The 20,500-nt window shown below is 59.2% G+C and carries 24 protein-coding genes; 10 read left to right on the forward strand and 14 right to left on the reverse strand.

Annotated elements, in window-relative coordinates:
• Positions 1 to 63: 63 nt before the first annotated feature.
• Positions 64 to 756, reverse strand: coding sequence for a helix-turn-helix transcriptional regulator (locus tag ACR0K4_RS13660; RefSeq protein WP_480854409.1), 693 nt, complete (start codon positions 754 to 756; stop codon positions 64 to 66).
• A gap of 101 nt (positions 757 to 857) precedes the next feature.
• Between ACR0K4_RS13660 and ACR0K4_RS13665 the strand changes: the two genes are divergently transcribed.
• A complete protein-coding gene (locus ACR0K4_RS13665; RefSeq protein ID WP_480519605.1) occupies positions 858 to 1,043 on the forward strand; it encodes a hypothetical protein in 186 nt (61 codons plus the stop codon).
• Here ACR0K4_RS13665 and ACR0K4_RS13670 read toward each other — a convergent pair.
• Entirely contained in the window at positions 1,040 to 1,687 is a 648-nt protein-coding gene (locus tag ACR0K4_RS13670) for an RluA family pseudouridine synthase (protein ID WP_480519604.1), read from the reverse strand. The two genes, ACR0K4_RS13665 and ACR0K4_RS13670, sit on opposite strands and share 4 nt — an antisense overlap.
• A 97-nt stretch (positions 1,688 to 1,784) precedes the next feature.
• On the opposite strand from ACR0K4_RS13670, the gene ACR0K4_RS13675 reads away from it, so the two are divergent.
• A complete protein-coding gene (locus ACR0K4_RS13675; RefSeq protein ID WP_480519602.1) occupies positions 1,785 to 2,195 on the forward strand; it encodes a nuclear transport factor 2 family protein in 411 nt (136 codons plus the stop codon).
• Positions 2,192 to 2,902: an SGNH/GDSL hydrolase family protein gene (locus tag ACR0K4_RS13680; protein WP_480854410.1), complete on the forward strand. Its 711-nt coding sequence runs from the start codon at positions 2,192 to 2,194 to the stop codon at positions 2,900 to 2,902. Before ACR0K4_RS13675 ends, ACR0K4_RS13680 begins: the two co-directional genes overlap by 4 nt.
• Here the strand turns inward: ACR0K4_RS13680 and rarD are convergent.
• From rarD to ACR0K4_RS13720, 8 genes are all read right to left on the reverse strand, one after another.
• Positions 2,893 to 3,798: an EamA family transporter RarD gene (gene rarD / locus ACR0K4_RS13685; RefSeq protein WP_480854411.1), complete on the reverse strand. Its 906-nt coding sequence runs from the start codon at positions 3,796 to 3,798 to the stop codon at positions 2,893 to 2,895. The genes ACR0K4_RS13680 and rarD overlap by 10 nt on opposite strands.
• A 264-nt stretch (positions 3,799 to 4,062) precedes the next feature.
• Positions 4,063 to 6,516, reverse strand: coding sequence for a GcvT family protein (locus ACR0K4_RS13690; protein WP_480854412.1), 2,454 nt, complete (start codon positions 6,514 to 6,516; stop codon positions 4,063 to 4,065).
• 34 nt (positions 6,517 to 6,550) lie between these two features.
• Positions 6,551 to 7,444 carry a homocysteine S-methyltransferase family protein gene (locus ACR0K4_RS13695; RefSeq protein WP_480854414.1) on the reverse strand — a complete coding sequence of 298 codons (894 nt, stop codon included), beginning with the start codon at positions 7,442 to 7,444 and terminating at the stop codon, positions 6,551 to 6,553.
• 11 nt (positions 7,445 to 7,455) lie between these two features.
• The gene (locus ACR0K4_RS13700) at positions 7,456 to 8,508 is read right to left on the reverse strand and encodes an alcohol dehydrogenase catalytic domain-containing protein (RefSeq protein ID WP_480854415.1); all 1,053 of its coding nucleotides are present in this window, start codon (positions 8,506 to 8,508) and stop codon (positions 7,456 to 7,458) included.
• A 3-nt stretch (positions 8,509 to 8,511) separates the two neighbouring features.
• On the reverse strand, positions 8,512 to 10,965 hold the full coding sequence (locus ACR0K4_RS13705; protein WP_480854416.1) for a GcvT family protein: 2,454 nt from the start codon (positions 10,963 to 10,965) through the stop codon (positions 8,512 to 8,514).
• A 15-nt stretch (positions 10,966 to 10,980) separates the two neighbouring features.
• The gene (locus tag ACR0K4_RS13710) at positions 10,981 to 11,361 is read right to left on the reverse strand and encodes a GFA family protein (protein WP_480854417.1); all 381 of its coding nucleotides are present in this window, start codon (positions 11,359 to 11,361) and stop codon (positions 10,981 to 10,983) included.
• A 4-nt stretch (positions 11,362 to 11,365) separates the two neighbouring features.
• A complete protein-coding gene (locus tag ACR0K4_RS13715) occupies positions 11,366 to 11,989 on the reverse strand; it encodes a LysE family translocator (protein ID WP_480854419.1) in 624 nt (207 codons plus the stop codon).
• Complete coding sequence (locus tag ACR0K4_RS13720; RefSeq protein WP_480854421.1) at positions 11,989 to 12,558, reverse strand: helix-turn-helix domain-containing protein; 570 nt, start codon at positions 12,556 to 12,558, stop codon at positions 11,989 to 11,991. The genes ACR0K4_RS13715 and ACR0K4_RS13720 overlap by 1 nt, the downstream gene beginning before the upstream one ends.
• Positions 12,559 to 12,674: 116 nt before the next feature.
• Here ACR0K4_RS13720 and ACR0K4_RS13725 point away from each other — a divergent pair, with 116 nt between their 5' ends.
• Together ACR0K4_RS13725 and ACR0K4_RS13730 are read left to right on the forward strand one after the other, a co-directional pair.
• On the forward strand, positions 12,675 to 12,953 hold the full coding sequence (locus ACR0K4_RS13725; RefSeq protein WP_480854422.1) for a DUF1294 domain-containing protein: 279 nt from the start codon (positions 12,675 to 12,677) through the stop codon (positions 12,951 to 12,953).
• A 115-nt stretch (positions 12,954 to 13,068) separates the two neighbouring features.
• A complete protein-coding gene (locus ACR0K4_RS13730) occupies positions 13,069 to 13,458 on the forward strand; it encodes an SHOCT domain-containing protein (RefSeq protein WP_480854423.1) in 390 nt (129 codons plus the stop codon).
• Between the two features lie 44 nt (positions 13,459 to 13,502).
• Here ACR0K4_RS13730 and ACR0K4_RS13735 read toward each other — a convergent pair whose 3' ends face one another.
• Both ACR0K4_RS13735 and ACR0K4_RS13740 read right to left on the reverse strand, forming a co-directional pair.
• Positions 13,503 to 13,955 carry a GAF domain-containing protein gene (locus ACR0K4_RS13735; RefSeq protein ID WP_480854424.1) on the reverse strand — a complete coding sequence of 151 codons (453 nt, stop codon included), beginning with the start codon at positions 13,953 to 13,955 and terminating at the stop codon, positions 13,503 to 13,505.
• Positions 13,956 to 14,048: 93 nt separating this feature from the next.
• Positions 14,049 to 15,221: a thiolase family protein gene (locus ACR0K4_RS13740; RefSeq protein WP_480854425.1), complete on the reverse strand. Its 1,173-nt coding sequence runs from the start codon at positions 15,219 to 15,221 to the stop codon at positions 14,049 to 14,051.
• 100 nt (positions 15,222 to 15,321) lie between these two features.
• Here ACR0K4_RS13740 and ACR0K4_RS13745 point away from each other — a divergent pair, with 100 nt between their 5' ends.
• From ACR0K4_RS13745 to ACR0K4_RS13755, 3 genes are all read left to right on the forward strand, one after another.
• Positions 15,322 to 15,660 carry an STAS domain-containing protein gene (locus ACR0K4_RS13745; RefSeq protein WP_480519575.1) on the forward strand — a complete coding sequence of 113 codons (339 nt, stop codon included), beginning with the start codon at positions 15,322 to 15,324 and terminating at the stop codon, positions 15,658 to 15,660.
• Positions 15,661 to 15,685: 25 nt separating this feature from the next.
• The gene (locus ACR0K4_RS13750; protein WP_480854426.1) at positions 15,686 to 16,132 is read left to right on the forward strand and encodes an ATP-binding protein; all 447 of its coding nucleotides are present in this window, start codon (positions 15,686 to 15,688) and stop codon (positions 16,130 to 16,132) included.
• Positions 16,133 to 16,345: 213 nt separating this feature from the next.
• The gene (locus ACR0K4_RS13755; RefSeq protein WP_480854427.1) at positions 16,346 to 17,923 is read left to right on the forward strand and encodes a gamma-glutamyltransferase family protein; all 1,578 of its coding nucleotides are present in this window, start codon (positions 16,346 to 16,348) and stop codon (positions 17,921 to 17,923) included.
• A gap of 34 nt (positions 17,924 to 17,957) precedes the next feature.
• On the opposite strand, the gene hspQ is transcribed toward ACR0K4_RS13755, so the two are convergent.
• The gene (gene hspQ / locus ACR0K4_RS13760) at positions 17,958 to 18,284 is read right to left on the reverse strand and encodes a heat shock protein HspQ (RefSeq protein WP_480519569.1); all 327 of its coding nucleotides are present in this window, start codon (positions 18,282 to 18,284) and stop codon (positions 17,958 to 17,960) included.
• Between the two features lie 80 nt (positions 18,285 to 18,364).
• On the opposite strand from hspQ, the gene ACR0K4_RS13765 reads away from it, so the two are divergent.
• Both ACR0K4_RS13765 and ACR0K4_RS13770 read left to right on the forward strand, forming a co-directional pair.
• Positions 18,365 to 19,246, forward strand: coding sequence for an AEC family transporter (locus ACR0K4_RS13765; protein WP_480854428.1), 882 nt, complete (start codon positions 18,365 to 18,367; stop codon positions 19,244 to 19,246).
• Positions 19,247 to 19,306: 60 nt separating this feature from the next.
• The gene (locus ACR0K4_RS13770; RefSeq protein ID WP_480519565.1) at positions 19,307 to 19,888 is read left to right on the forward strand and encodes a transglycosylase SLT domain-containing protein; all 582 of its coding nucleotides are present in this window, start codon (positions 19,307 to 19,309) and stop codon (positions 19,886 to 19,888) included.
• A 12-nt stretch (positions 19,889 to 19,900) separates the two neighbouring features.
• Here ACR0K4_RS13770 and ACR0K4_RS13775 read toward each other — a convergent pair whose 3' ends face one another.
• Complete coding sequence (locus ACR0K4_RS13775; RefSeq protein ID WP_480854430.1) at positions 19,901 to 20,497, reverse strand: LolA family protein; 597 nt, start codon at positions 20,495 to 20,497, stop codon at positions 19,901 to 19,903.
• Between the last annotated feature and the right edge of the window lie 3 nt (positions 20,498 to 20,500).

The raw sequence follows: 20,500 nt of genomic DNA on the forward strand, positions 1-20,500 counted from the left end.
ATATCGCCCCGGACGACCGCAGGCTCAAGCAACAATCGGGTGAGTTGCTCAGTTACTTGCCGTTCAACCGGCCGGTGCAGGCTCTTGCCAGTGGTTTTGCTCCTGCCATATGGCGCGCAGAGGCTCGCCCTGGCCGCAAAAATGGTCTTCTGTTATCTCGCATGCCCAGATGCGATCTGTGCGAAAGTGCCTGAATCCATTGCGCAATTCACACCAAGCCGCCAGCATCGTGCATTCGATGTGATAAATCAGGGCAACCGGGCGGACGACCCGTTCGCTCCGTTCGCCTTCTGAATTCACATAAGTGATGCAAATCTTGCGTTCGGCCCGGATTGCCTCACGATAATTCACGACCGGCACGCAGCCCTTTGCAGGATCATCCGCAGGCGCTCCCCACGGGGCGACCTGCAACCAGTCGGCAGGCGCGCGCAACGCGTCTATCTTGCGACACACCCGATCCGCCGCCTGTTGCAGCGTGCTGTCGCCGGTGCGCGCCAGCATCGACAGACCAACCCACAGGGCCTCAACCTCTTCCGCATCGAAGTTCAGCGGCGGCAAGTCATATCCGCGCCGCATCAGATAACCGACCCCGGCCTCGCCCTCGATCGGCGTGCGCTGCGCCTGAAGCGCCGCAATGTCGCGATAGACGGTCCGCACCGACACTTCGAGCTTTTCTGCCAATGCCTCGGCTGTCACGGGTGCATTTGCGGCACGCAATATCTGAATGATCTCAAACAGGCGGGTCGAACGGCGCATGAGGGTCTCCGGCTAAACTGCTGACACTCTAGCACAGCCCCCTGACAAGGTGGTGGCAGGAGTGATCGTCAAAGCTGGGCTCAAAGCAAAGGAGGTTTCTCATGCCAAGCCGAGACCATCACGTCCTTATGACCCTGAAGCTGGACCGCTGGACACAGGACCACGCCCTGCGCGGGTTCGAGATCGAACGCGAGATTATGACCGCCCGCCAACCTTGCGTTCACCGACGCCGCAACCGGCGACTTTCGCTGGGTAATCTGAAAATGCTGTGGTCCGGGTCGGCCTAGAAATCCGCCTTGGCGCGGAATTTCATCGCAACGCCACCTTCCGGGTTTTTCAGGCGCAACTCTTCGGAATGCAGCATCAATCGCGGGAAATCCCGCGCTGCACCCTCGGCATAGAACGGGTCCCCAAGGATCGGGTGGCCGAGGGCCTGCATATGAACGCGCAGCTGGTGCGAGCGTCCGGTCTTCGGAAATAGCCGTATCCGGGTCGCGTCGCCTTCATACTTTAGAACCCGCCAGTCCGTAACCGCCGGTTTACCCGTCTCATGGCACACCATCTGACGTGGACGGTTGGGCCAGTCCACGATCAGCGGCAAATCCACTGTTCCGGTTTTTTCTGCCATCCGGCCCCAGACCCGCGCGACATAGGTTTTGCGGGTCTGGCGATGTTCGAATTGCAGGCCCAGATGCCGCTGCGCATGTGGGGTCTGGGCGAACACCATCACGCCCGATGTGTCCCGATCCAGCCGATGCACCAACAATGCCTGAGGAAAAACCGCCTGCACCCGGCTTAGCAGGCAATCCGCCAGATGCGCCCCTCGCCCCGGCACGGATAACAGCCCCGAGGGCTTGTTCACCACGATCAGTTGCGCATCTTCATACAGCACATCCAGCGGCGTTTGGGGGGGCACGTAGGTCTCGTTCATGCAGGTGTGCCTATCGCAGGATGCGACCTCCCGCAACGTCGGCCTTGCCCGAACGGATCGGTTCAGCAATTCTGATCTCCAAAGCGCAGGAGTAGCCATGCACCCCACAATCAAGCGTCTGCAAGAGGTGGTCGCCAAAGGCGATGAGAGCCTGATCCACGAGGTGCTGGCGCAAGACGTCCGATTCTCGCCACCGACCTACTACAGCACGTGGACCGGCCGCACACCGGTAGCAGCGGTGCTGGGACATGTGAGTCAGGTGTTTGCCGATTTCCGCTATCGCCGGATCATGGGAGAGGGCAAAGATTGGGCGCTCGAATTTCAATGCAAGGTCGGCGATCTCGACGCGGTTGGGGTCGACCTGATCACCCTGAACGATGACGGGCTCATACAAGAGTTCGAAGTTGTCATGCGCCCCTACAAAACCATTGGTGCCCTGCGACAAGCGATGATGACCCGTGTCATGACCGATGCGCGCTTTCTTGAATTCAAAGACGCGCTGGGATGAACATGCCTGTCGCAGCCGATCAGGTCTTGCGCCTGCCGTTGTTGCCATTACTGGCAGTGCAAGGGCTGTCAGTTCGGCGAAACGCACGGCTTTTGCCGGAACCTTCAGGGGAAAGACAAGGGCGCGCGGGTCGCGGACCCCGGCTACGCCTGTTGATCACCGGCGACAGCTCGGCTGCGGGTGTCGGCGCCGGCACACAAGCGCAGGCCTTGTCCGGATATCTGGTGCGCGAACTCTCTCGTCACCACACGGTCGAATGGCAACTTGAGGCCACCACGGGGCACACCACGAAGGACACATTGGACCGGCTCAACCGGTTGGAGGGTCAGTTCGACGCAGTGGTTACTGCCCTCGGCGTAAATGACGTCACCCGCGGCATCACCCAGGCCCGGTTTATCACTCGGCAGACCCAGCTGATCACGCTCCTGACCGGTCCGCTGGCCGCGCGCCGCGTGGTCGTGACGGCTGTTCCTCAGATGCACCGTTTTCCGGCGCTGCCGCAACCTTTGGCCTGGGTACTGGGCCAACAGGCCGCGCGGCTGGACAGGGGGTTACAGCAGGTCGCTGAACGTTTTCCTCAGGTCAGTCACCTGACGCTGGATCTGCCCGATGACCCGGCGCTGGCAGCCCCGGACGGGTATCACCCCAGTCCCAGAACCTATGCCATCTGGGCACAGGAAGCCGCACGCCTGCTGCGTCAGGGCTGACGTCGCATCTGCCGGATTACCGGAATCGAATACACCACCAGAGCCAGCCAGATCAGCGGAAACGCAATCACCCTTCCACGGTCGATCTGCTCTCCGAATACCGCGATGGCCGTAATGAATATCATGGTCGGGGCGATGTATTGCAGAATGCCAATCGTGGACAGCCGTACCAGCTTGGCCCCATTGGCATAAACCAACAATGGAACGGCTGTCACCACACCGCATCCAAGCAACAGCATGGTATCCGTCCCCATCACCCCGAACTGCCCGGCGCCTCGTGCACCCAGCCAAGTGACATAGACCAGTGCCGGAACCAGAAGGATCAGCACCTCAAGCAGGAACCCCTGATTGGGGCCAATGGGAAGTGAGCGTTTAAAGAATGCATAAAACCCCCAACTCACCATCAAACCAAACGCAGCCCACGGCAGGCTTTGCGCCTGTATCACGAGGATCAGAACTCCGGTTGCGGCAATCCCGACAGCCACCAACTGCGTTTTGGTCAACGGCTCGCGCAGCAGAATTGCACCCAGCGCGATGCTGAATAGCGGGTTGATGTAATACCCCAGCGCTGCATCCAATGCGTTGCCGCTGGCAATCGCCCAGATGTAAATCGCCCAATTCACCGAAATCAGCGCCGCCGTCAGACACGCCATGCCCAACATTCTGGGGTTGCGCAAGGCAGCTTTGAGGTCCCCGGTCCGTCCCAATGCAATGAGCAGAATTCCCGCCAGGGGCACTGACCAGATGATGCGATGGGCCACAATCTCTACCGGACCAATATGCGACATCGCCTTCATGTAAAGCGGAAGAAATCCCCACAAAACATATGCGGTCACAGCCAAAGCAAGACCTTTCGGCGTATCCGCGTTTTGAAGTTGTGAGGTAGACGCTGCCATGAACAGTCTCCGGCTGATACCGTTTGTCTTTAGGCAAACTGCGCCAACTTGGAAACTCCGAAAACCGTGAACATAAGCATAACGATTTGTTATGCGACTTCATTCCAGTCGCCCGCTTTCGACATCCTCGTCATGCGAGGCTCTGCCTCGCGCTCCGGAGTATTTGGAAAAAGATGAAGGGCAGAAGATGGCTTCATCTTTTCGAAAATACTCCGGGGGAGTCGCGGCTTGCCGCGGCGGGGGTAGAGCCCCCATCCATAGTAGTCAGGTTTTGACACGCTCCGATTTCGGGTCATACATCGGCTTCAACGACGCCTCAGCCCTTACCTTGACGCCGCAAACGTCAATCTCATATCCCGATGCCAATATGTCTGTCGCTTTTTCTCCTTCGCACGGGACATAGCCCATACCAACCGCGCCGCCCAGCGTGTGGCCATAATTGCCCGAACTCAGGTAGCCGACATACTCTCCATTCCTGACGATGGGTTCATTGTGGAACAACAACGGCTCCGGGTCGGTCAGGCGGAATTGCACAAGGCGGCTCTTTGGCCCCGACGCCTTGCGCTCGATTACCGCATTGCGGCCAATGAAGTCGCAGCCTTTGTCGGTTTTGACGGCGAAACCAAGCCCCGCATCGACCACATGATCCTCGCAAGTGATATCATGTCCGAAGTGGCGGAATCCCTTTTCGATCCGACAACTGTCCATCATATGCATGCCGCAAAGCTTCAACCCCATGTCCTGCCCGGCCTCGTGCAACGTTTCAAAGACGTGACCTGCCATGTCGGATGAGACATAAATCTCCCATCCAAGCTCACCCACATAGGTCACGCGATGAGCGCGGGCGAGACCCATGCCAATTTCGATCTCTTGCGCGGTGCCGAACGGGTTGGTCGCGTTTGAGAAGTCGTTGGGCGAGACTTTTTGCAGCAACGCGCGAGCATTGGGCCCCATGATCGCCAGCACGCCTTCGCCCGCAGTGACATCGGTGATGACAACGTTAAAGTCGCCCGCATGACGCTGCATCCAGGTTTGGTCCGCCAGCCGCGTCGCAGCGGGGGTGACAACCAGATAGGTCGTCTCGGACAGGCGTGTGACGGTGACGTCTGCCTCAATCCCGCCGGCCTGATTGAGGAACTGCGTATAGACGATCTTGCCGTTGGGAACCGAGTAATCGCCCCCACCGATGTAGTTCATGAACCTTTCGGCATCCGGCCCTTCCACGCGGATTTTGCCAAAGGAGGACATGTCGTACATACCCACATTCTCGCGGACAGCTTTGTGCTCGGCGGCGGAGTTTTCAAACCAGTTCTGTCGCTTCCAGCTGTATTGGTAGTCGCGCTCCTGCCCCGGGTTGGCAAACCAATTGGCGCGTTCCCATCCGGCCAGTTCGCCGAAGACCGCGCCATGTTCTTTCAGATGGTGGTGGAACGGTGTCCGGCGCACCCCGCGCGCGGTGGCTTTTTGGCGATAAGGGAAGTGGTCGGCATAAAGTAGACCCAGCGTTTCCTTCGAGCGCTCAAACAGGTACTGCTTGTTGCCCTGAAACGGCTGCATTCGGCTGATGTCCACATCACCCAGATCAAAGGGCTTTTCGCCGCTATCCATCCACTCGGCCAGCGCCATGCCTGCGCCACCAGCAGACTGGATGCCGATCGAGTTGAACCCGGCAGCGACCCAAAAATTGTCCATCTCGGGGGCCAGCCCGAGGTGATAGGCATCATCGGGTGTAAAGCTTTCGGGACCGTTGAAGAAAGTGTGAATCCCCGCCTCGGCAAGCATCGGCATCCGGTTCACCGCCGCCTCAAGGATTGGCTCGAAGTGGTCGAAATCCTCGGGCAGTTGGTCAAATTCAAAGCTGTCAGGGATACCGTTCATCGCCCAGGGTTTCGCGTTCGGCTCGAACGCACCCAGCAGGATTTTGCCTGCATCTTCTTTGTAGTAGGCGCATTCATCCGGCACCCGCAGCACAGGCATTTGTGCCAGTCCTTCTATGCCCTCGGTGACGATGTAAAAATGCTCGCAGGCATGCAGCGGGACGTTCACGCCCGCCATGCGGCCAACTTCGCGACCCCACATGCCGGCGCAGTTGACGACCATCTCGCAGGTGATATGACCCTGCGCCTGTCCGTCATCGCTGATCCAGTCGACACCGCTGACGTTCCGACCGTGCCGCGAAATTCCCGAAACCTTCACGCGTTCGCGGATAACAGCACCACGCTGGCGGGCTCCTTTGGCAAGCGCCAGCGCAATATTGGCGGGATCAGCTTGCCCATCCGTTGGCAACCAAACGCCGCCGGTCACGCCTTGAAGATTGATATGCGCGTAGCGCTCTTTGACTTCTGCAGGCGACAATTCCTCGACCGGCACGCCAAAGGCACGCGCCATCGCGGCGTTTCGGTACAGCTCCTCCAGGCGCTCATTGGTCAGCGCGACCGAGACGGACCCGACCTGACGCAGCCCCGTGGCCACGCCGGTCTCTTCCTCCAACCCCAGATACAGTTCCGCTGAATACCGCGCCAGCTTTGTCATGTTCGAGGACGCGCGCAGTTGCCCGATCAGCCCGGCCGCATGCCACGTGGTGCCGCTGGTGAGTTGCTTACGCTCCAGCAGTACAACGCCTGTCCAGCCTTTCTTGGTCAGATGATAGGCGACCGAGCAGCCTATGACGCCGCCGCCGATGATGACCACGCGGGCCTTGGTGGGAAGATCAACCATCTGGGTGCCTTTTCCTGTCTTTCAGAGTTTGGTGTCAGACGATCCGGTGACCGGCGTCGCGAAGATGATGTGCCAGCACGGCGATATGCTCGGGGCCAACCTCACAGCAGCCGCCCACGATTGTGGCTCCCTGTTCGACCCAACCCATTGCGTGCGCGGCATAGGCCGCAGGGCCCAGATCACCGCGCTGTTCAAGCGCATCGACAGTGGGAGCATCTTGCAGAAAACCGTCGGTGATGCCGGTGAAGCCGTTGGCATAGGCTCCGAAAGGCAGGCCCATTGGGGCCAGAATGTCCAGCGCCGCCGGGATCACTTCGGGGCGTGAGCAGTTGATCAGCACGGCCTCGGGGCGGAACCGTTCGAGCACGGGGGCAATGTCGCGCAGCGGCTCGCCCGAGCGCAGCCGCGTGCCGTCGTCATCCTTGACCGAAAAGCCGATCCAGACGGGTTTGCCGTGACCCTCGGTACCCCGCAGCGCGCCTTCGGCTTCCTGTAGCGACGACACGGTTTCGATCAGGAACAGGTCCACGCGGGCCGCCATCATCGCGGCCAGTTCACCGAATTTCTCGGCAGCCTCGTCGGGGTCGGGGTTCAGGTCGGGGCGGTAAGTGGCCAGCAGTGGACCCAACGCCCCGGCAATCCGGCCACCATGGCCCGAGCGGGCGTGTTCTGCTTGCGACAGGGCTGCGTCGATCAGGGTGGGCAGTTGGTCCTCGATCCCTTCACGCATCAGGCGGGATCGGTGGATGGCGTATGTATTCGTGGTCGCGACCGTCGCTCCGGCGCGAAAATAGGCGTCATGGACTTCGGCCAGAATGGCGGGCTTGTCGATCATCACGCGGGTGGACCAAAGCGGCGTCGGCCGGTCGCCGCTGCGCTTGACCAGTTCCTGCCCGATTGAACCATCCAGAAGTGTGATGTCAGCCATGTTCGTCGTCCTTAAGGGATCAGCACCAGTTTTCCAGGCAGTGTTTTCGACTGAAAATCCTCTTGCGCCTGCGCAATGTCTTTCAGCGGATATATCTTTGAGATCAGAGGTTTGATCCGGCCCGCATTCATCAGATCGACCAGACGGCCAAAGACCTCGAACGCCTGATGGGTGCAGCCGTGGATGGTGATGTCGCGCAGGTAGATATCGCGCAGATCGGCTTCGACGATGGGTCCGGCGATGGCACCTGAGACGGAGTAGTGACCGCCGGATTTCAGCGACAGGATCAGGCCGGGCCACGCGGGGCCTCCGACCACATCGATCACCGCGTCGAACACGTCCTTGGGCAATGGCGCGTTGCGTTCGAAAGTGTCGGTGGCCCCTTGGCCTTTGACCACGTCCGCCTTGGTCGCGCTGGTGACGGCGTAGACATGCGCGCCCCGGATCGCGGCCAGTTGCACGGCGGCAAGGCCAACGCCACCTGATGCGCCGGTGATCAGAACCTTGTGGCCTGCGGTCACACCTGCGCGGGTCAGCAGGTTTTCTGCCGTACCAAAAGCGCAGGGAATGGCGGCGATTTCGACGTCAGACAGGGGCGAGGCCGAGACGTCGTAGAGATCAGCCGCCTCGACCAGACAATATTGCGCAAAGGCCCCGTCAATTTCGGAGCCCAGCGCGATGAACCCGCTCGGTTTTCCGGGCCGGGGGCGCGGCAGGTTGATCGGGCAGGTCACGCGCTGACCCGGTTGGAAGCCAGTCTCGGGGCCAGCCAGCTCGACAATGCCACACAGATCGCCGCCCTGAATGCGCGGGAACTGCAAGGCTCCGCCCCAGCCGCCTGCATCCACGTCCTGATCAACCGCATCGGTTGCGCCGGTCACGTCCGGGGAATACCAGCCGACCCGCGTGTTGATATCAGTGTTGTTCACCCCCGCCGCTGCAACCCGGACGAGGACCTGACCGTGTCCGGGGCTAGGCACGGGGATATCCTCGCGCCATTCCAGCGCATCCGGCCCGCCGTGGCGGGTCAGATAGACACCTTGCATGACGCTTGGAACGCCCATGGATCAGGCCCGCAACCGCTCGTTGGCGGGGTCCCATAGCGGTTGATCCTCTTGCACCACGGCGGGGTATTTCTGGCCGTAGATTTCAACCTCCAACGCGGTGCCGGGGTTCGCCAGCTCAGCCTTGATCATACCCAGCGCGATGGACTTGCCGACACGATATCCCCATGCGCCCGAGGTTGTCTCGCCCACGATCTGATCACCCTGCCAGATACAGGACATATAGGGCGCGTCGCAGTCACCGGCCTCGACCGTCAGAGTGACAAAGGATTTCTTAACACCCTGCTGCTTTTCGTTCAGGATCGCTGCCTTGCCGGGGAAGTCCTGCGGCTTGTCCAGCTTGACGAACCGCTCCAACCCGCCTTCCAGCAGCGAGTAGTCGGTGGACAGGTCACCCTTCCACGCGCGATAGCCCTTTTCGATGCGCAGCGAGTTCAGGGCATACATCCCGAACGGCTTGGCACCAGCTTCGAGGATCGCATCATAGATGGCGGGCATGTCCGCGTTCTCGGCGTGGACCTCCCACCCAAGCTCTCCGGCGAAGGACACGCGCAAAAGTGCCACCCATCCGCCCTTGATCTCGCTTTCCTGAAAGCTGAGCCATGGCAGGCTCAGGTCGGCATCGCAGACCTTGGCCAGAACCTCGCGCGATTTGGGGCCGGTCACGATCAGCGTGTCCATCCGCGTGGTCCAGTCTTCCAGCGTAAAGGCGGCATTGGCAGGCATGTGGCGTTCAAGCCCTTCCCGGTCATGCCATTGGGCGGTCGCCGCTGTTACCAGTACGAACAGGTCTTCGGCTTCGCGGGTTACGGACATCTCGGTCAGGATGCGGCCGCGATCATCCGAGAAATAAACCAATCCGACGCGCCCGATCTTGGGCAACGAGCCGGTCACCAGCCCTCGCAGCCACTCATCCGCGCCGGGCCCCTGAATTTTGAACCGAGAGAAACCCGGCAGGTCGAGCACGCCACAATGATCGCGAACCGCCTCGCATTCTTCCTTGATCCGCTGCTCCCACGGGCCCGAGCGGCCCCAGGTATGCGTGGCCTCAAGCGAGGTATCGTCGCCCGGCTTGGCGAACCAGTTGGCGCGTTCCCAGCCGTTATAAGCCCCCATGACACCGCCCAGTTCCTTGACCTTGGCGTGAACGGGCGAGACTTTCTTGTCGCGCGCCGCAGGCCATTCATGATGGGGGAAGTGCATGGCGTATTCGTTGCCATAAACTTCCATGCCCTTCTGGTTGCAGTAGTCCTGATCGGTGTAATCCGTGTAACGACGCGGATCGACGGCCCACATATCCCATTCGGTGTGGCCATCGACGATCCATTCGGCCAGCACTTTGCCTGCGCCGCCGCCTTGCGCGATGCCAAAGGTAAAGCTGTGCGCTTCGAACGCGTTTTTCACGCCGGGCATCGGGCCGATCAGCGGCAGACCATCCGGCGCATAAGGGATCGGACCGTTGATGACACGACCCACGCCCGAGGTTGCCATCAGCGGCACCCGCTCCATCGCGTCGGTGACGATATCCTCGATCCGGTCCAGATCGTCGTTCCACAGCTGGAAGCTGAAATCCTCGGGCATCGGATCGTCCTCGGTCATCCAGTGGCCCTTGCAGTTGCGCTCATAAGGTCCGAGGTTGAAGCCGTTCTTCTCCTGCCGCAGGTAATAAGACACGTCCACGTCGCGCAGCAAAGGCAGCTTGCCGCCGTTTTCCTTGGACCAAGCTTCGACTTCGGGCACTTCGTCGGTCAGCAGGTACTGATGGCTCATGACCATGGCCGGAACGGTTCGCCCGCCAAAGGGTTTGAACATCTCACCCACGCGCTGCGCGTAATATCCGGCAGCGTTGACCACATAATCACAGGCAATGTCGCCCTTCTCCGTGTGGACGGTCCATGTGCCATCCTCATGCTGGGTCACACCCGTCGCGGGACAAAAGCGGATGATCTTCTGACCCATGTCCCGCGCGCCCTTGGCCAGCGCCTGCGTCAGCTGCGCCGGGTCAATATCGCCATCGGTCGGGTCGTACAGCACGCCCTCAAGGTCATGGGTTTCCAGAAACGGATAGCGCTCTTTGGCCTCTTCCGGCGTCCACATCTCCATCGCGATGCCCTGATAGCGACCCATGGAACAGGCGCGCTCAAACTCCTGCATCCGCTCGGCGCTGTGGGCCAGACGGATCGAACCCGAGACATGGTAGTTCATCGGATAATCAACCTCATCCGCCAGCCGCGCATACAGCTCGGTCGAATAGCGCTGCATGTTCATGATCGCCCATGAGGTAGAGAAGGTCGGTACATTCCCTGCCGCGTGCCAGGTGGAGCCTGCCGTCAGCTCGTTCTTTTCCAGCAAAACGCAATCGGTCCAGCCTTTCTTGGCCAGATGATACAGGGATGAGCAGCCGACAACGCCGCCGCCGATGATGACCACACGGGCCTTGGATGGAAAGTCACTCATGCGCTTGGGTCCCTGTTAATGTGCCCGTTGGGGCAGATCGTCCTGAATGTCGTAATAGTCACCCTTGTCGACGACAAAGATGTGCTGGGCGAGCCTCAGCCCCGTCGGTTCGTCCAGTGACCCGACCGAGACAGCAATCGTATCCTCATCGTTGTGCTGCCAGAACAGGAACGAGCCGCAGGCGCTGCAGAACCCGCGTTTGGCGATGTCCGAGGCGCGATACCAGCCCAGCGTGTCACTGGCGGTAAAGCTGAGGTTGTCCTGATCCGTCACGCATGAGGCCCACAGATGCCCCGACTGCCTGCGGCACTGGCCGCAATGGCAGGCATTGGGCGGGGTCAGGTCTCCGTCAATGGTGAACGCAACTTTGCCGCACAGGCAGGACCCTTTGTGCATATCGTTACCCCTTTGCTGTGGGCGTGGTGCTGGTGCCCAGCAACACGCCGTAGATGATGAAACAGGTCGCCATGACGCGGCGGACCCAGATGTTGAACACAGCGCCCAGCGCCGCTTTGCCCATCAGCGCACCCAGCAGGGTGAAGCCTGTATAGCTGAGCGTGGTAATGACCAGCGCGGTGGGCATGATGATCCCCATCTGCTGCCAGACCGGAACCTCCGGCTGCACGAATTGCGAAAAGGCCGCGAGGTATCCGGCCACGCTTTTGGGGTTGATCGTCGCCACGGCCAGCGCATGCAGATAAATGTGCCGCGCGGGCCGTTCCGAGGCGGGCGCGGGCTTGCTGGCGTTCATCCAACCGCGCACCCCCATCCAGATCAGGAACCCAGCTCCGATCAATTTGGCGACGAAGAACCCGGTGGGTGAGGCCGCGATCAGCGCCGTGACGCCCAGCGCCGACAGGATCAGAAACGCACTGGCCTGCGTCAGGATTGCCAGCACGCCGAGCATGGCCTTGGGAAACGGCAGGCTCATGCCGTTTGAGATGCAATTGACCGCATTCGGCCCCGGGGTGGTGACGAACACCACCCAGAACAGTGCGAATATGGTCCAGGCCTCGAAACTCATCAGTACACCGGCGGCGCGATGACCCAGACGGCCACGGCGGGCTCATCATAGGGATTGGACCAAAGATGGCTTTCATTCCGAATGCGGAAACTGTCTCCGGGACCAACAGTGAACGAACGATCCCCGATGGTCAGGTCCAGCTTGCCGGACAGGATATAGCCCACCTCTTGCGTCGGACGCAGCGTGGGCGTTTTCAGACGGGATCCGGGTTGGAACGTTGAATGGACGACTTCAAAATCGTCGGTCAGATCGGGTGAGAGCAGTTCCTCGATCAGACCTTCCTCGCCGGATCCCATCTTTCGGCGGGACCCCGCACGAACGACAAGGCCCTGTTCGTCAACAGGAGCGGAGGATTGCCCAAACAGCATGGACATGGGCACGTTGAGACATTGCGCAATCTGCCTCAGGTCCGAGATCGAAGGTTCGGACTTGTCCCGCTCAACCTGGCTGAGCCAGCCGACCGAGCGATCCAGCCGCGCCGCGATCTCGGTCAGTGTCAGCCCCCGCACCTTGCGCAAGGCGCGCAGGTCGGCACCAAGAGAAGCGCTATGGGGGGCCTGGCTGTTCAAGATGCACTCCGATCTTCGTGAAATTTTCAGCTTGAATTTCACGATGCCGCGAATCGGTGAAATTTCAAAGCATTTTTTCACTTGGGTGCGTCGAATCCTTTGGCTATGCAGGCCGCATGTGGATTGCAGTGCTGTATCTGTGGGCGATCAACGCCCTGACTTTGCTTATTTTTGGCTGGGACAAGCTGCGTGCACGCCGGAAAAGGTGGCGCGTGCCCGAGCGGCGTCTGCTTTGGCTGGCGGCCCTTGGGGGCAGCCCCGGAGCGGTGCTGGGGCGATGGATCTTCGGGCACAAGACGCGCAAGACAGGCTTCTCGGCCAAACTATTCGCCATTCTGGCCGTCCATGGCGCGCTGATTTTTGTTCTGATGACCGAAATTCTTCCGGTTTCGTAGAAACACCCGGTGCACGGCGCGGGTTTGGAATGACCGGTGCACCACTTGTCTGTTACATTGACGTGATCTCTGGTTGCAGAGGTTTTGTCAGATATTCAAGAGGGTTGGATCGAAAATGGAAAACGGGCTCGGTTTCTTTGACATTGTCTGGTCGATTTTTTGGCTGTTCCTGATGGTCGCCTGGTTCTGGGTGATGATATCGGTGGTCGCGGATGTCTTTCGCTCAAAGGATCTGAGTGGGTTTGCCAAGGCGATCTGGATTGCCTTCGTCATCCTGATCCCCTGGCTGGGCGTGCTGGCCTATCTGATCGTGCGGGGCGATCAGATGCATCAGCACAATGTCGATGCGATGGAACAGATCGAAAAGGCACAGAAAGACTACATCCGGTCGGTCGCAAGTGTTTCGACCGCGGATGAGCTTGAACGGCTGGCCGCGCTCAAAGAAAAAGGCGTGCTGACGGATGAGGAATTCGCCAGCCAGAAAGCCAAGATACTGTCGGCCTGAGACCTGAATTGAGCTTCGGTTGAAGGGGCGGATTGACGCCGCCCTTATCCTTCGAAGACTCGCGTCAGGATCGCGCCTAGCTCGCGCGCATCCCGGTCGGAAAACGCGTCAGGCTGATCGCTGTCGATGTCGAATACGGCGATGACTTCGCCATCGCGGTTTCGAACCGGTAACACAAGTTCGGACCGCGTGGAGGACGCGCAGGCGATATGCCCGGGAAAGGCATCAACATCCGGGACTAGCTGAACCTCGCCTGTTCGCGCCGCAGCGCCGCAAACGCCGCGATCAAATGGGATGGTCAGGCAGCCATGCCCGCCCTGATACGGGCCGATCTTGAGCATTCCGGGCTCGGTCACCCGGTAAAATCCGGTCCAGTCAAAACGATCATCCGAATGGTGTACCTCGCATGTGACGGTCGCCATCAGGGCGACCTGGTCCGTTTCGCCTTCGGTCAACGCGGCAATGGTTTTTGCGAGGGTGGTGTAATCGACAGTCATGCGGCCTGCCCTTGTTGAGGGTGCAGGGGGCGCGGCCCCCTCTTGAGCCTGCGGCTCAATTCACCCCCGGAGTATTTGGAAAAAGATGAAGGGTCAAACCCGTTCGACAGCGATGGCGGTGCCTTCACCACCTCCGATGCAGATGGCGGCGACACCGCGTTTGAGGTTTCGTTTTTCCAACGCGTTGAGCAGTGTTACCATGATCCGCGCGCCTGATGCCCCGATCGGGTGACCCAAGGCGCAGGCACCGCCGTTGACATTGACGATGTCACGCGACAGGCCCATCTCGTGCATGAAAGCCATCGGCACAACAGCGAATGCCTCGTTAACCTCCCAAAGATCCACGTCTTCTTTTGACCAGCCGAGGCGGGCCAGCAGTTTTTGTGTGGCGGGAATCGGTGCCGTTGTGAATAGGCCGGGAGCCTGCGCATGGCTGGCGTGACCGGCAATGCGCGCACGTACAGTCAAAGAGTCGGCCTCGGCCGCGTCGGTCGATGCAAGCATCAATGCAGCCGCACCGTCAGAAATTGACGAGGAATTTGCAGCCGTTACTGTACCGTCCTTGCGGAAGGCCGGTTTCAAGGTCGGGATTTTCTCTGGTCGCGCCGATTTTGGCTGTTCGTCGCTTGCCAGCACGGATGTGCCCTTGCGTGTTTGTACAGTGACCTCGGTGATTTCACCGTCGAACGCGCCGCTGTCTTGGGCGGATAGGGCGTTGGACAGCGACTGCAGCGCGTATTCATCCTGAGCTTCGCGCGTGAACTGATAGGCTTCGGCACAATCCTCGGCGAAGGTGCCCATCAACCGACCCTTGTCGTAGGCGTCTTCCAAACCATCGAGGAACATGTGGTCAACGACCCGCCCATGGCCGATGCGGGCACCGCCGCGCATTTTCGGCAGAAGATAGGGTGCGTTGGTCATACTCTCCATACCTCCGGCAATCATGGTATCGGCATGGCCGAGTGCGATCTGGTCATAGGCCATCATCGCAGCTTTCATGCCCGAGCCACACATCTTGTTGAGTGTGGTGGCCGGAACATCCTGCCCCAACCCTGCAGCAAACCCCGCCTGACGGGCCGGAGCCTGCCCCTGACCGGCAGGTAATACGCAGCCCATCAGAACTTCGTCAACGGTTGCGGCACCAGCTTCCGCCAGCGCGGCGCGAATGGCAGCACCGCCAAGTTCGGTCGCCGGAACGCTTTCAAACATTCCTTGAAACCCGCCCATCGGCGTGCGTGTGGCCCCGGTTATCACGACTTCCTTCATGTGACCCCTCCGTCAAAAATTCAGCCTCTGGATACCGAATGGTAAGAAATGCAGTCTAGCGTATTTCTACCAGTAAATTTCAAATCTGAGGACGGGGATCATGACGCTCAGCAGTTCCATGGCCGGGGAAACCCAGGTCATCACCGTTCATTGCAGCCGGATTGACGCGGCGATGGCGATTCAGTTCAAAGAGGATATGCGTGCAGAGACCGTCGATGGCGCGTCGCGGGTGGTTTTGGACCTGTCTGGGGTCGAGTTCATCGATTCAAGCGGGCTTGGCGCCATTGTCGCTTCGATGAAACAACTCGGAAATGACCGAAAACTGGATCTGGCCGGTTTGCATCCCGTGGTGGAAAAGGTGTTTCGCCTGACCCGCATGGACACCGTCTTCCGGCTGTTTGCCGGCTTGGATGACGCAATAACTTCGGGCCGCGTCTGACGCCGCCCCGGATTGGATCATCGTGGTGTCTGACCGTGAAGAAAACTGTCTGGACCTCAGCTTTCCGGCGGTAGATGCGCATGCAAGCCAAGGCATCGAGACGCTGAGCAGGCGTTTACGGGCGCATGGGCTTCCGACAGACAAGGCGGATGATATCAGAATCGCCGTGACCGAGGCGATCAACAATGTGGTCGAGCATGCCTATGCAGGCGTCGTGCCCACGGAGATCATGGTCAGTTGTCGTCTTTGCAAGAAAATGTTGGACGTCTCAATCTCGGACAAGGGCAATCCGATGCCGGATGCCGGTGTGCCCGACGGAACTCCGGCGACGGTTGACACAGAGCTTGCGGATTTGCCGGAAGGTGGGTTTGGCTGGTTCCTGATCCGCAAACTGACAAGCGAAGTGCAATACCAAAGGGTCGAAGGAACAAACACATTGCGTCTTAGGTTTGTGTTTGCGGACATGAAGTAAGCAATGTCAAATGCCACAATAACGCCCTGATCGGACCATTGTCGTGCCTCAAACAACGGTCAAAAAGACAGGGTAGCTCAGATAGCTTCCCTCGGCGTCGAACGTCACAGCCCCCACCCAGTGAACGGCGCCGAGGACCTCCCCCTCTGATTTCATTGGACTATGCACGCAGCCGACATACTGTCTGTGCGAAACCACGCAGAGGACCCCAGCATGCGCGACTTGCACCAACCAGGCCGTTCCGAAGTTCTGGCAACCGAAGGAATGTGCGCAACGTCTCATCCGTTGGCCGCAAAGACTGCTTTGGACATTCTGCAAAGCGGCGGAAACGCGATGGACGCGGCGATTGCCGGGGCGGTCTTGCTAGGTTTTTGTGAGCCGCAGATGACCGGTCTGGGCGGAGATTGCTTTGTCCTGTTCAACCGGGCGGGCGAAAACGGAATCAGGGCCTTGAACGGATCGGGGCGGGCTCCGGTTGCAGCGGATGCACAGGCGCTGCGGGACAATGGTCTGGACACCATTCCGGTGACAAGCACAGATGCGGTAACAATACCGGGGGCGGTGGATGCGTTTTGTCATCTGGCGCAGACCGAAGGGCGGCTGGGGCTGGATGCGATCCTGCAACCTGCCATCCATTACGCAGACGCCGGCATCCCGGTCGCCTCGCGTGTTGCTTACGACTGGGTCAACGGCACGAATGCGTTGCAAGGCGCGGCACGGCGTCACTATTTGCGGGACGGCAGGGCCCTTGGGACAGGTGATATTTTTCGCGCCCCTGGTCAGGCAGAAGTCTTAAGGCGTCTTGCCCGAGACGGGCGCGCGGCGTTCTATTCCGGCGAAGTTGCCGATGACATGAGGTCTGCGCTGACCAATCTGGGCGGTTCGCACACAGCTCAGGATTTCGAAGCGACCCGATGCGAGGAGACAGAGCCTGTCAGCGGCGATTACAGCGGAATGGAACTGTTGGAACACCCGCCCAATGGTCAGGGTGCCACAGCGATTTTGCTGCTCAACATCCTGAGTCATTTTGATCTGCGCGCGATGGACCCCTGGGGCGCGGAACGCATTCATATCGAGGCCGAAGCCTCCAAACTGGCCTATGATGCAAGAAACCGCTTTATTGCTGACCCCGATCATACAGCGCGGATGGAACATTTTCTGGCCCCCGAAACAGCAAAACGGCTGGCAGGTTTGATTGATCCGAACCGTGCTATGGCGGCGGCGGCCCCGCTGACGGAATCCGTGCACAAGGATACCGTTTACATCACGGTCGTTGACCGCGACCGGATGGCGGTCTCGTTGATTTATTCGATATTCCACGGGTTTGGATCAGGCATCGCGTCTGAGAAATTCGGAATTTTGCTGCAAAACCGGGGGGCTGGCTTCAATCTGATTCCCGGGCATCCCAACGAACTGGGCCCGGGCAAACGGCCAATGCACACGATTATTCCAGGGATGCTGCGCCAGAAAGGGCGCGTTCTGATGCCCTTTGGCGTGATGGGCGGGGCCTACCAACCAACTGGCCATGCCCGGTTCCTGTCCAATCTGGTGGACTATGACACAGAGCTTCAGGAAAACCTGAATGCCCCTCGCGCCTTTGCCGATGGTGGCGTTTTAAAGGTCGAACGCGGCTATGACGTTAAAGTGCGTCAACAGTTATCCGAAATGGGTCACTCTGTTGAGGTTCCGGAAACCCCACTTGGCGGAGCACAGGCCATTCGAATCCTGGACAGTGGCGTTTTAGAGGGTGCAAGCGACCCGCGGAAGGATGGGTGTGCGCTTGGGTATTAAGCGCGCATCCGCGATCCGGCCTGATCACCGTCAGTCAGTTCAGTTGGAAGTGCAACGGATAAGACCCGTCCTGAAATGGACCGAACATATTGGGGATATCAGGATGATCGACCGGCTCTCCAGATTGGTCCTCGATCAGATTTTGTTCTGAAACATAAGCAACATAGAAGGATTGGTCGTTCTCGGCCAGCAGGTGATAAAATGGCTGATCCTTGATGGGACGACTGTCTTCCGGGATGGCCTGATACCACTCTTCAGAATTCGAGAATTCAGGATCCACGTCGAAAATCACCCCTCGGAAGGGATGTTTCTTGTGTCGGACCACTTGTCCCAGTCCGTATTTGGCATTCGTTTTAAGCATTGTTCCAGCCCCCGAACACGTTACTACATCGTTTCGGGCCCAAAAGCCAATAATTGAACTGAAATTCGGGGAAACAGTCTGTGAACATAATTCTGACAGTGTTTGAGATTGTGGCTCCGGTTTTCCTTTTGTCTGCAATAGGTTTCGCCTGGGTCAAGCTGGGATTCGAGTACCGGTTGCAATTTGTCACACGCCTGGGAGTGACGCTGGCCGTGCCCAGCCTGATTTTCGTGGCACTGATGCAGACGGACATTCCGGGTGGCGACCTTACCCTTTTCACCCTGGCGGCGATTGCGGGGCATGTGGTTCTGGCTGGCGCATTCTGGGTGTTTGTGCGTGTCGCACGGTTGGAACAGCGAACCTACCTGTCTCCGCTGATCTTCGGAAATACCGGCAACCTTGGGCTGCCGCTGTGTATCTTCGCCTTTGGTCAGACCGGGCTGGGATTTGCCGTGATCTTTCTGGCCGTGACTGCGCTGTTTTCCTTTACCTACGGGATTTATCTGGTGGCAGGGCGCGGAGCGTTTGGAAAAGTACTGCGCGAACCGATGGTCTGGGCAACGTTGCTGGGGGCGCTGTTTCTGTGGCGCGGCTGGGAAACGCCTGTGTTTTTGACAAACACGCTGGATCTGCTGGGTCAGATGGCAGTTCCGCTGATGCTGATCACCGTGGGTGTGGCGATTGCACGGCTGACAACGAAGAAACTCGGCCAGGCCATTTGGCTGTCAGGACTCAAGCTGGCGGTCTGTTTCGGTGTGGGATGGGCCTTGGCCGCAACTTTCGACCTTGGCCCGGTGGCATTCGGCGTGCTGGTGGTTCAGATGTGCGCACCCGTGGCCGTGACCTCATACCTGCTGGCCGAACGCTTTGAGGCCGATGCAGACGCGGTTGCGGGTATGGTCATGATGTCCACGCTGCTTTCTGTGGCAGCGATGCCTATAATTCTAGCTATTGTTCTGTAACGATTGTGATTTCCTCGATGCTCAATCTGCGCTAGAATAAAAGAAAAAGGCACGAGGCACATGAGCAGAATTCTTTTCGTACTCTTCGGGGTGCTGCTTTTGGCATCCTGTGGGGGTGGCTCCAAACAGCCGCCCAGCAGACTGAACGACGCGTGCAGCATTGCGCGCGAAAAACCCGATTACATCAAGGCCTTCAAAAGCACCGAACGGAAATGGGGCGTTCCCGTCCACGTTCAGATGGCGACGATCTATCAGGAGAGCCGCTATCGCCACGATGCGCGCACCCCGCATAAATACGTGCTGGGCGTTATTCCGATGGGCCGCCAGAGCAGCGCCTATGGCTATGGTCAGGCGCTTGATGGCACATGGGAAGAATATCAGCGCGAAACCGGCAAACGCCGCGCCAAGCGGGATCGCATCCGCGATGCATCGGATTTCATCGGCTGGTACATGAACAAAAGCTACGAACGCAACGGTATTCACCCTGCGGACACGCGCAACCAGTACCTAGCTTATCATGAGGGCCACACCGGTTTCGCGCGTGGCAGTTATAATCAAAAGTCATGGTTGTTAAACGTCGCAAGCGACGTAGATGCCCGTGCGCAATTGTATCAGGCGCAGTTGGCCAACTGCCGGTATTGAAACACGAGCGGGTCAGCGATTGCCTGACCCGCGGCGTTTTCTATCGGAAAACAGGCTCGAGTCGATGCGGTCGCCTTCGGTCAGCGGGCCAAGCAATACCGTTGTCTGTCCGCCCGCATTATCGTGAATTACCCATTTGCGCAGCTCAACCGGGTCACCTGTGAACATCAACTCGATCCGTCCGTTTTCTGGGTTTTTGGGATCTTGCGCTGTCACCACAGTCGCGGTTCCGTCAAAATCGTGTCCGACCACCATATTGGCCTGCGACAGGTTCACATTCCGCGCCAGCACCAGTGACAGCGGTGTGCGTCTGAGCGGGTATTGCTCGGGCGGTTGATTGGATTTCGGGTCATATATCTGAACCGTACCCGCGTTGGCCAACACGACAGCGTCATTGGGCGGATCATATTCAAACCGCATCTTGCCCGGACGCTGCAACCACAGCTTACCGGTGCTCAGCGACCCATCGTCATTGACCTGGGTAAAAGTGGTCTGAACCGTTTTCAATTGGTTCAGGTAATTCGAAATCTGTGACAACGGCAGCTTGTCCGCCGCCCAAGCGGCGGGCGCGGCCAGTGTCAAAGCAAGGGCAAAAGCAATCTGTTTCATGAG

Source organism: Ruegeria sp. K11, from assembly GCF_056531905.1.

Coding starts and splice junctions, on each gene's coding strand:
- ACR0K4_RS13660 (WP_480854409.1), bottom strand. CDS start 756: ATGCGCCGTTCGACCCGCCTGTTTGAGATCATTCAGATATTGCGTGCC.
- ACR0K4_RS13665 (WP_480519605.1), top strand. CDS start 858: ATGCCAAGCCGAGACCATCACGTCCTTATGACCCTGAAGCTGGACCGC.
- ACR0K4_RS13670 (WP_480519604.1), bottom strand. CDS start 1,687: ATGAACGAGACCTACGTGCCCCCCCAAACGCCGCTGGATGTGCTGTAT.
- ACR0K4_RS13675 (WP_480519602.1), top strand. CDS start 1,785: ATGCACCCCACAATCAAGCGTCTGCAAGAGGTGGTCGCCAAAGGCGAT.
- ACR0K4_RS13680 (WP_480854410.1), top strand. CDS start 2,192: ATGAACATGCCTGTCGCAGCCGATCAGGTCTTGCGCCTGCCGTTGTTG.
- rarD (WP_480854411.1), bottom strand. CDS start 3,798: ATGGCAGCGTCTACCTCACAACTTCAAAACGCGGATACGCCGAAAGGT.
- ACR0K4_RS13690 (WP_480854412.1), bottom strand. CDS start 6,516: ATGGTTGATCTTCCCACCAAGGCCCGCGTGGTCATCATCGGCGGCGGC.
- ACR0K4_RS13695 (WP_480854414.1), bottom strand. CDS start 7,444: ATGGCTGACATCACACTTCTGGATGGTTCAATCGGGCAGGAACTGGTC.
- ACR0K4_RS13700 (WP_480854415.1), bottom strand. CDS start 8,508: ATGGGCGTTCCAAGCGTCATGCAAGGTGTCTATCTGACCCGCCACGGC.
- ACR0K4_RS13705 (WP_480854416.1), bottom strand. CDS start 10,965: ATGAGTGACTTTCCATCCAAGGCCCGTGTGGTCATCATCGGCGGCGGC.
- ACR0K4_RS13710 (WP_480854417.1), bottom strand. CDS start 11,361: ATGCACAAAGGGTCCTGCCTGTGCGGCAAAGTTGCGTTCACCATTGAC.
- ACR0K4_RS13715 (WP_480854419.1), bottom strand. CDS start 11,989: ATGAGTTTCGAGGCCTGGACCATATTCGCACTGTTCTGGGTGGTGTTC.
- ACR0K4_RS13725 (WP_480854422.1), top strand. CDS start 12,675: ATGTGGATTGCAGTGCTGTATCTGTGGGCGATCAACGCCCTGACTTTG.
- ACR0K4_RS13730 (WP_480854423.1), top strand. CDS start 13,069: ATGGAAAACGGGCTCGGTTTCTTTGACATTGTCTGGTCGATTTTTTGG.
- ACR0K4_RS13735 (WP_480854424.1), bottom strand. CDS start 13,955: ATGACTGTCGATTACACCACCCTCGCAAAAACCATTGCCGCGTTGACC.
- ACR0K4_RS13740 (WP_480854425.1), bottom strand. CDS start 15,221: ATGAAGGAAGTCGTGATAACCGGGGCCACACGCACGCCGATGGGCGGG.
- ACR0K4_RS13745 (WP_480519575.1), top strand. CDS start 15,322: ATGACGCTCAGCAGTTCCATGGCCGGGGAAACCCAGGTCATCACCGTT.
- ACR0K4_RS13755 (WP_480854427.1), top strand. CDS start 16,346: ATGCGCGACTTGCACCAACCAGGCCGTTCCGAAGTTCTGGCAACCGAA.
- hspQ (WP_480519569.1), bottom strand. CDS start 18,284: ATGCTTAAAACGAATGCCAAATACGGACTGGGACAAGTGGTCCGACAC.
- ACR0K4_RS13770 (WP_480519565.1), top strand. CDS start 19,307: ATGAGCAGAATTCTTTTCGTACTCTTCGGGGTGCTGCTTTTGGCATCC.
- ACR0K4_RS13775 (WP_480854430.1), bottom strand. CDS start 20,497: ATGAAACAGATTGCTTTTGCCCTTGCTTTGACACTGGCCGCGCCCGCC.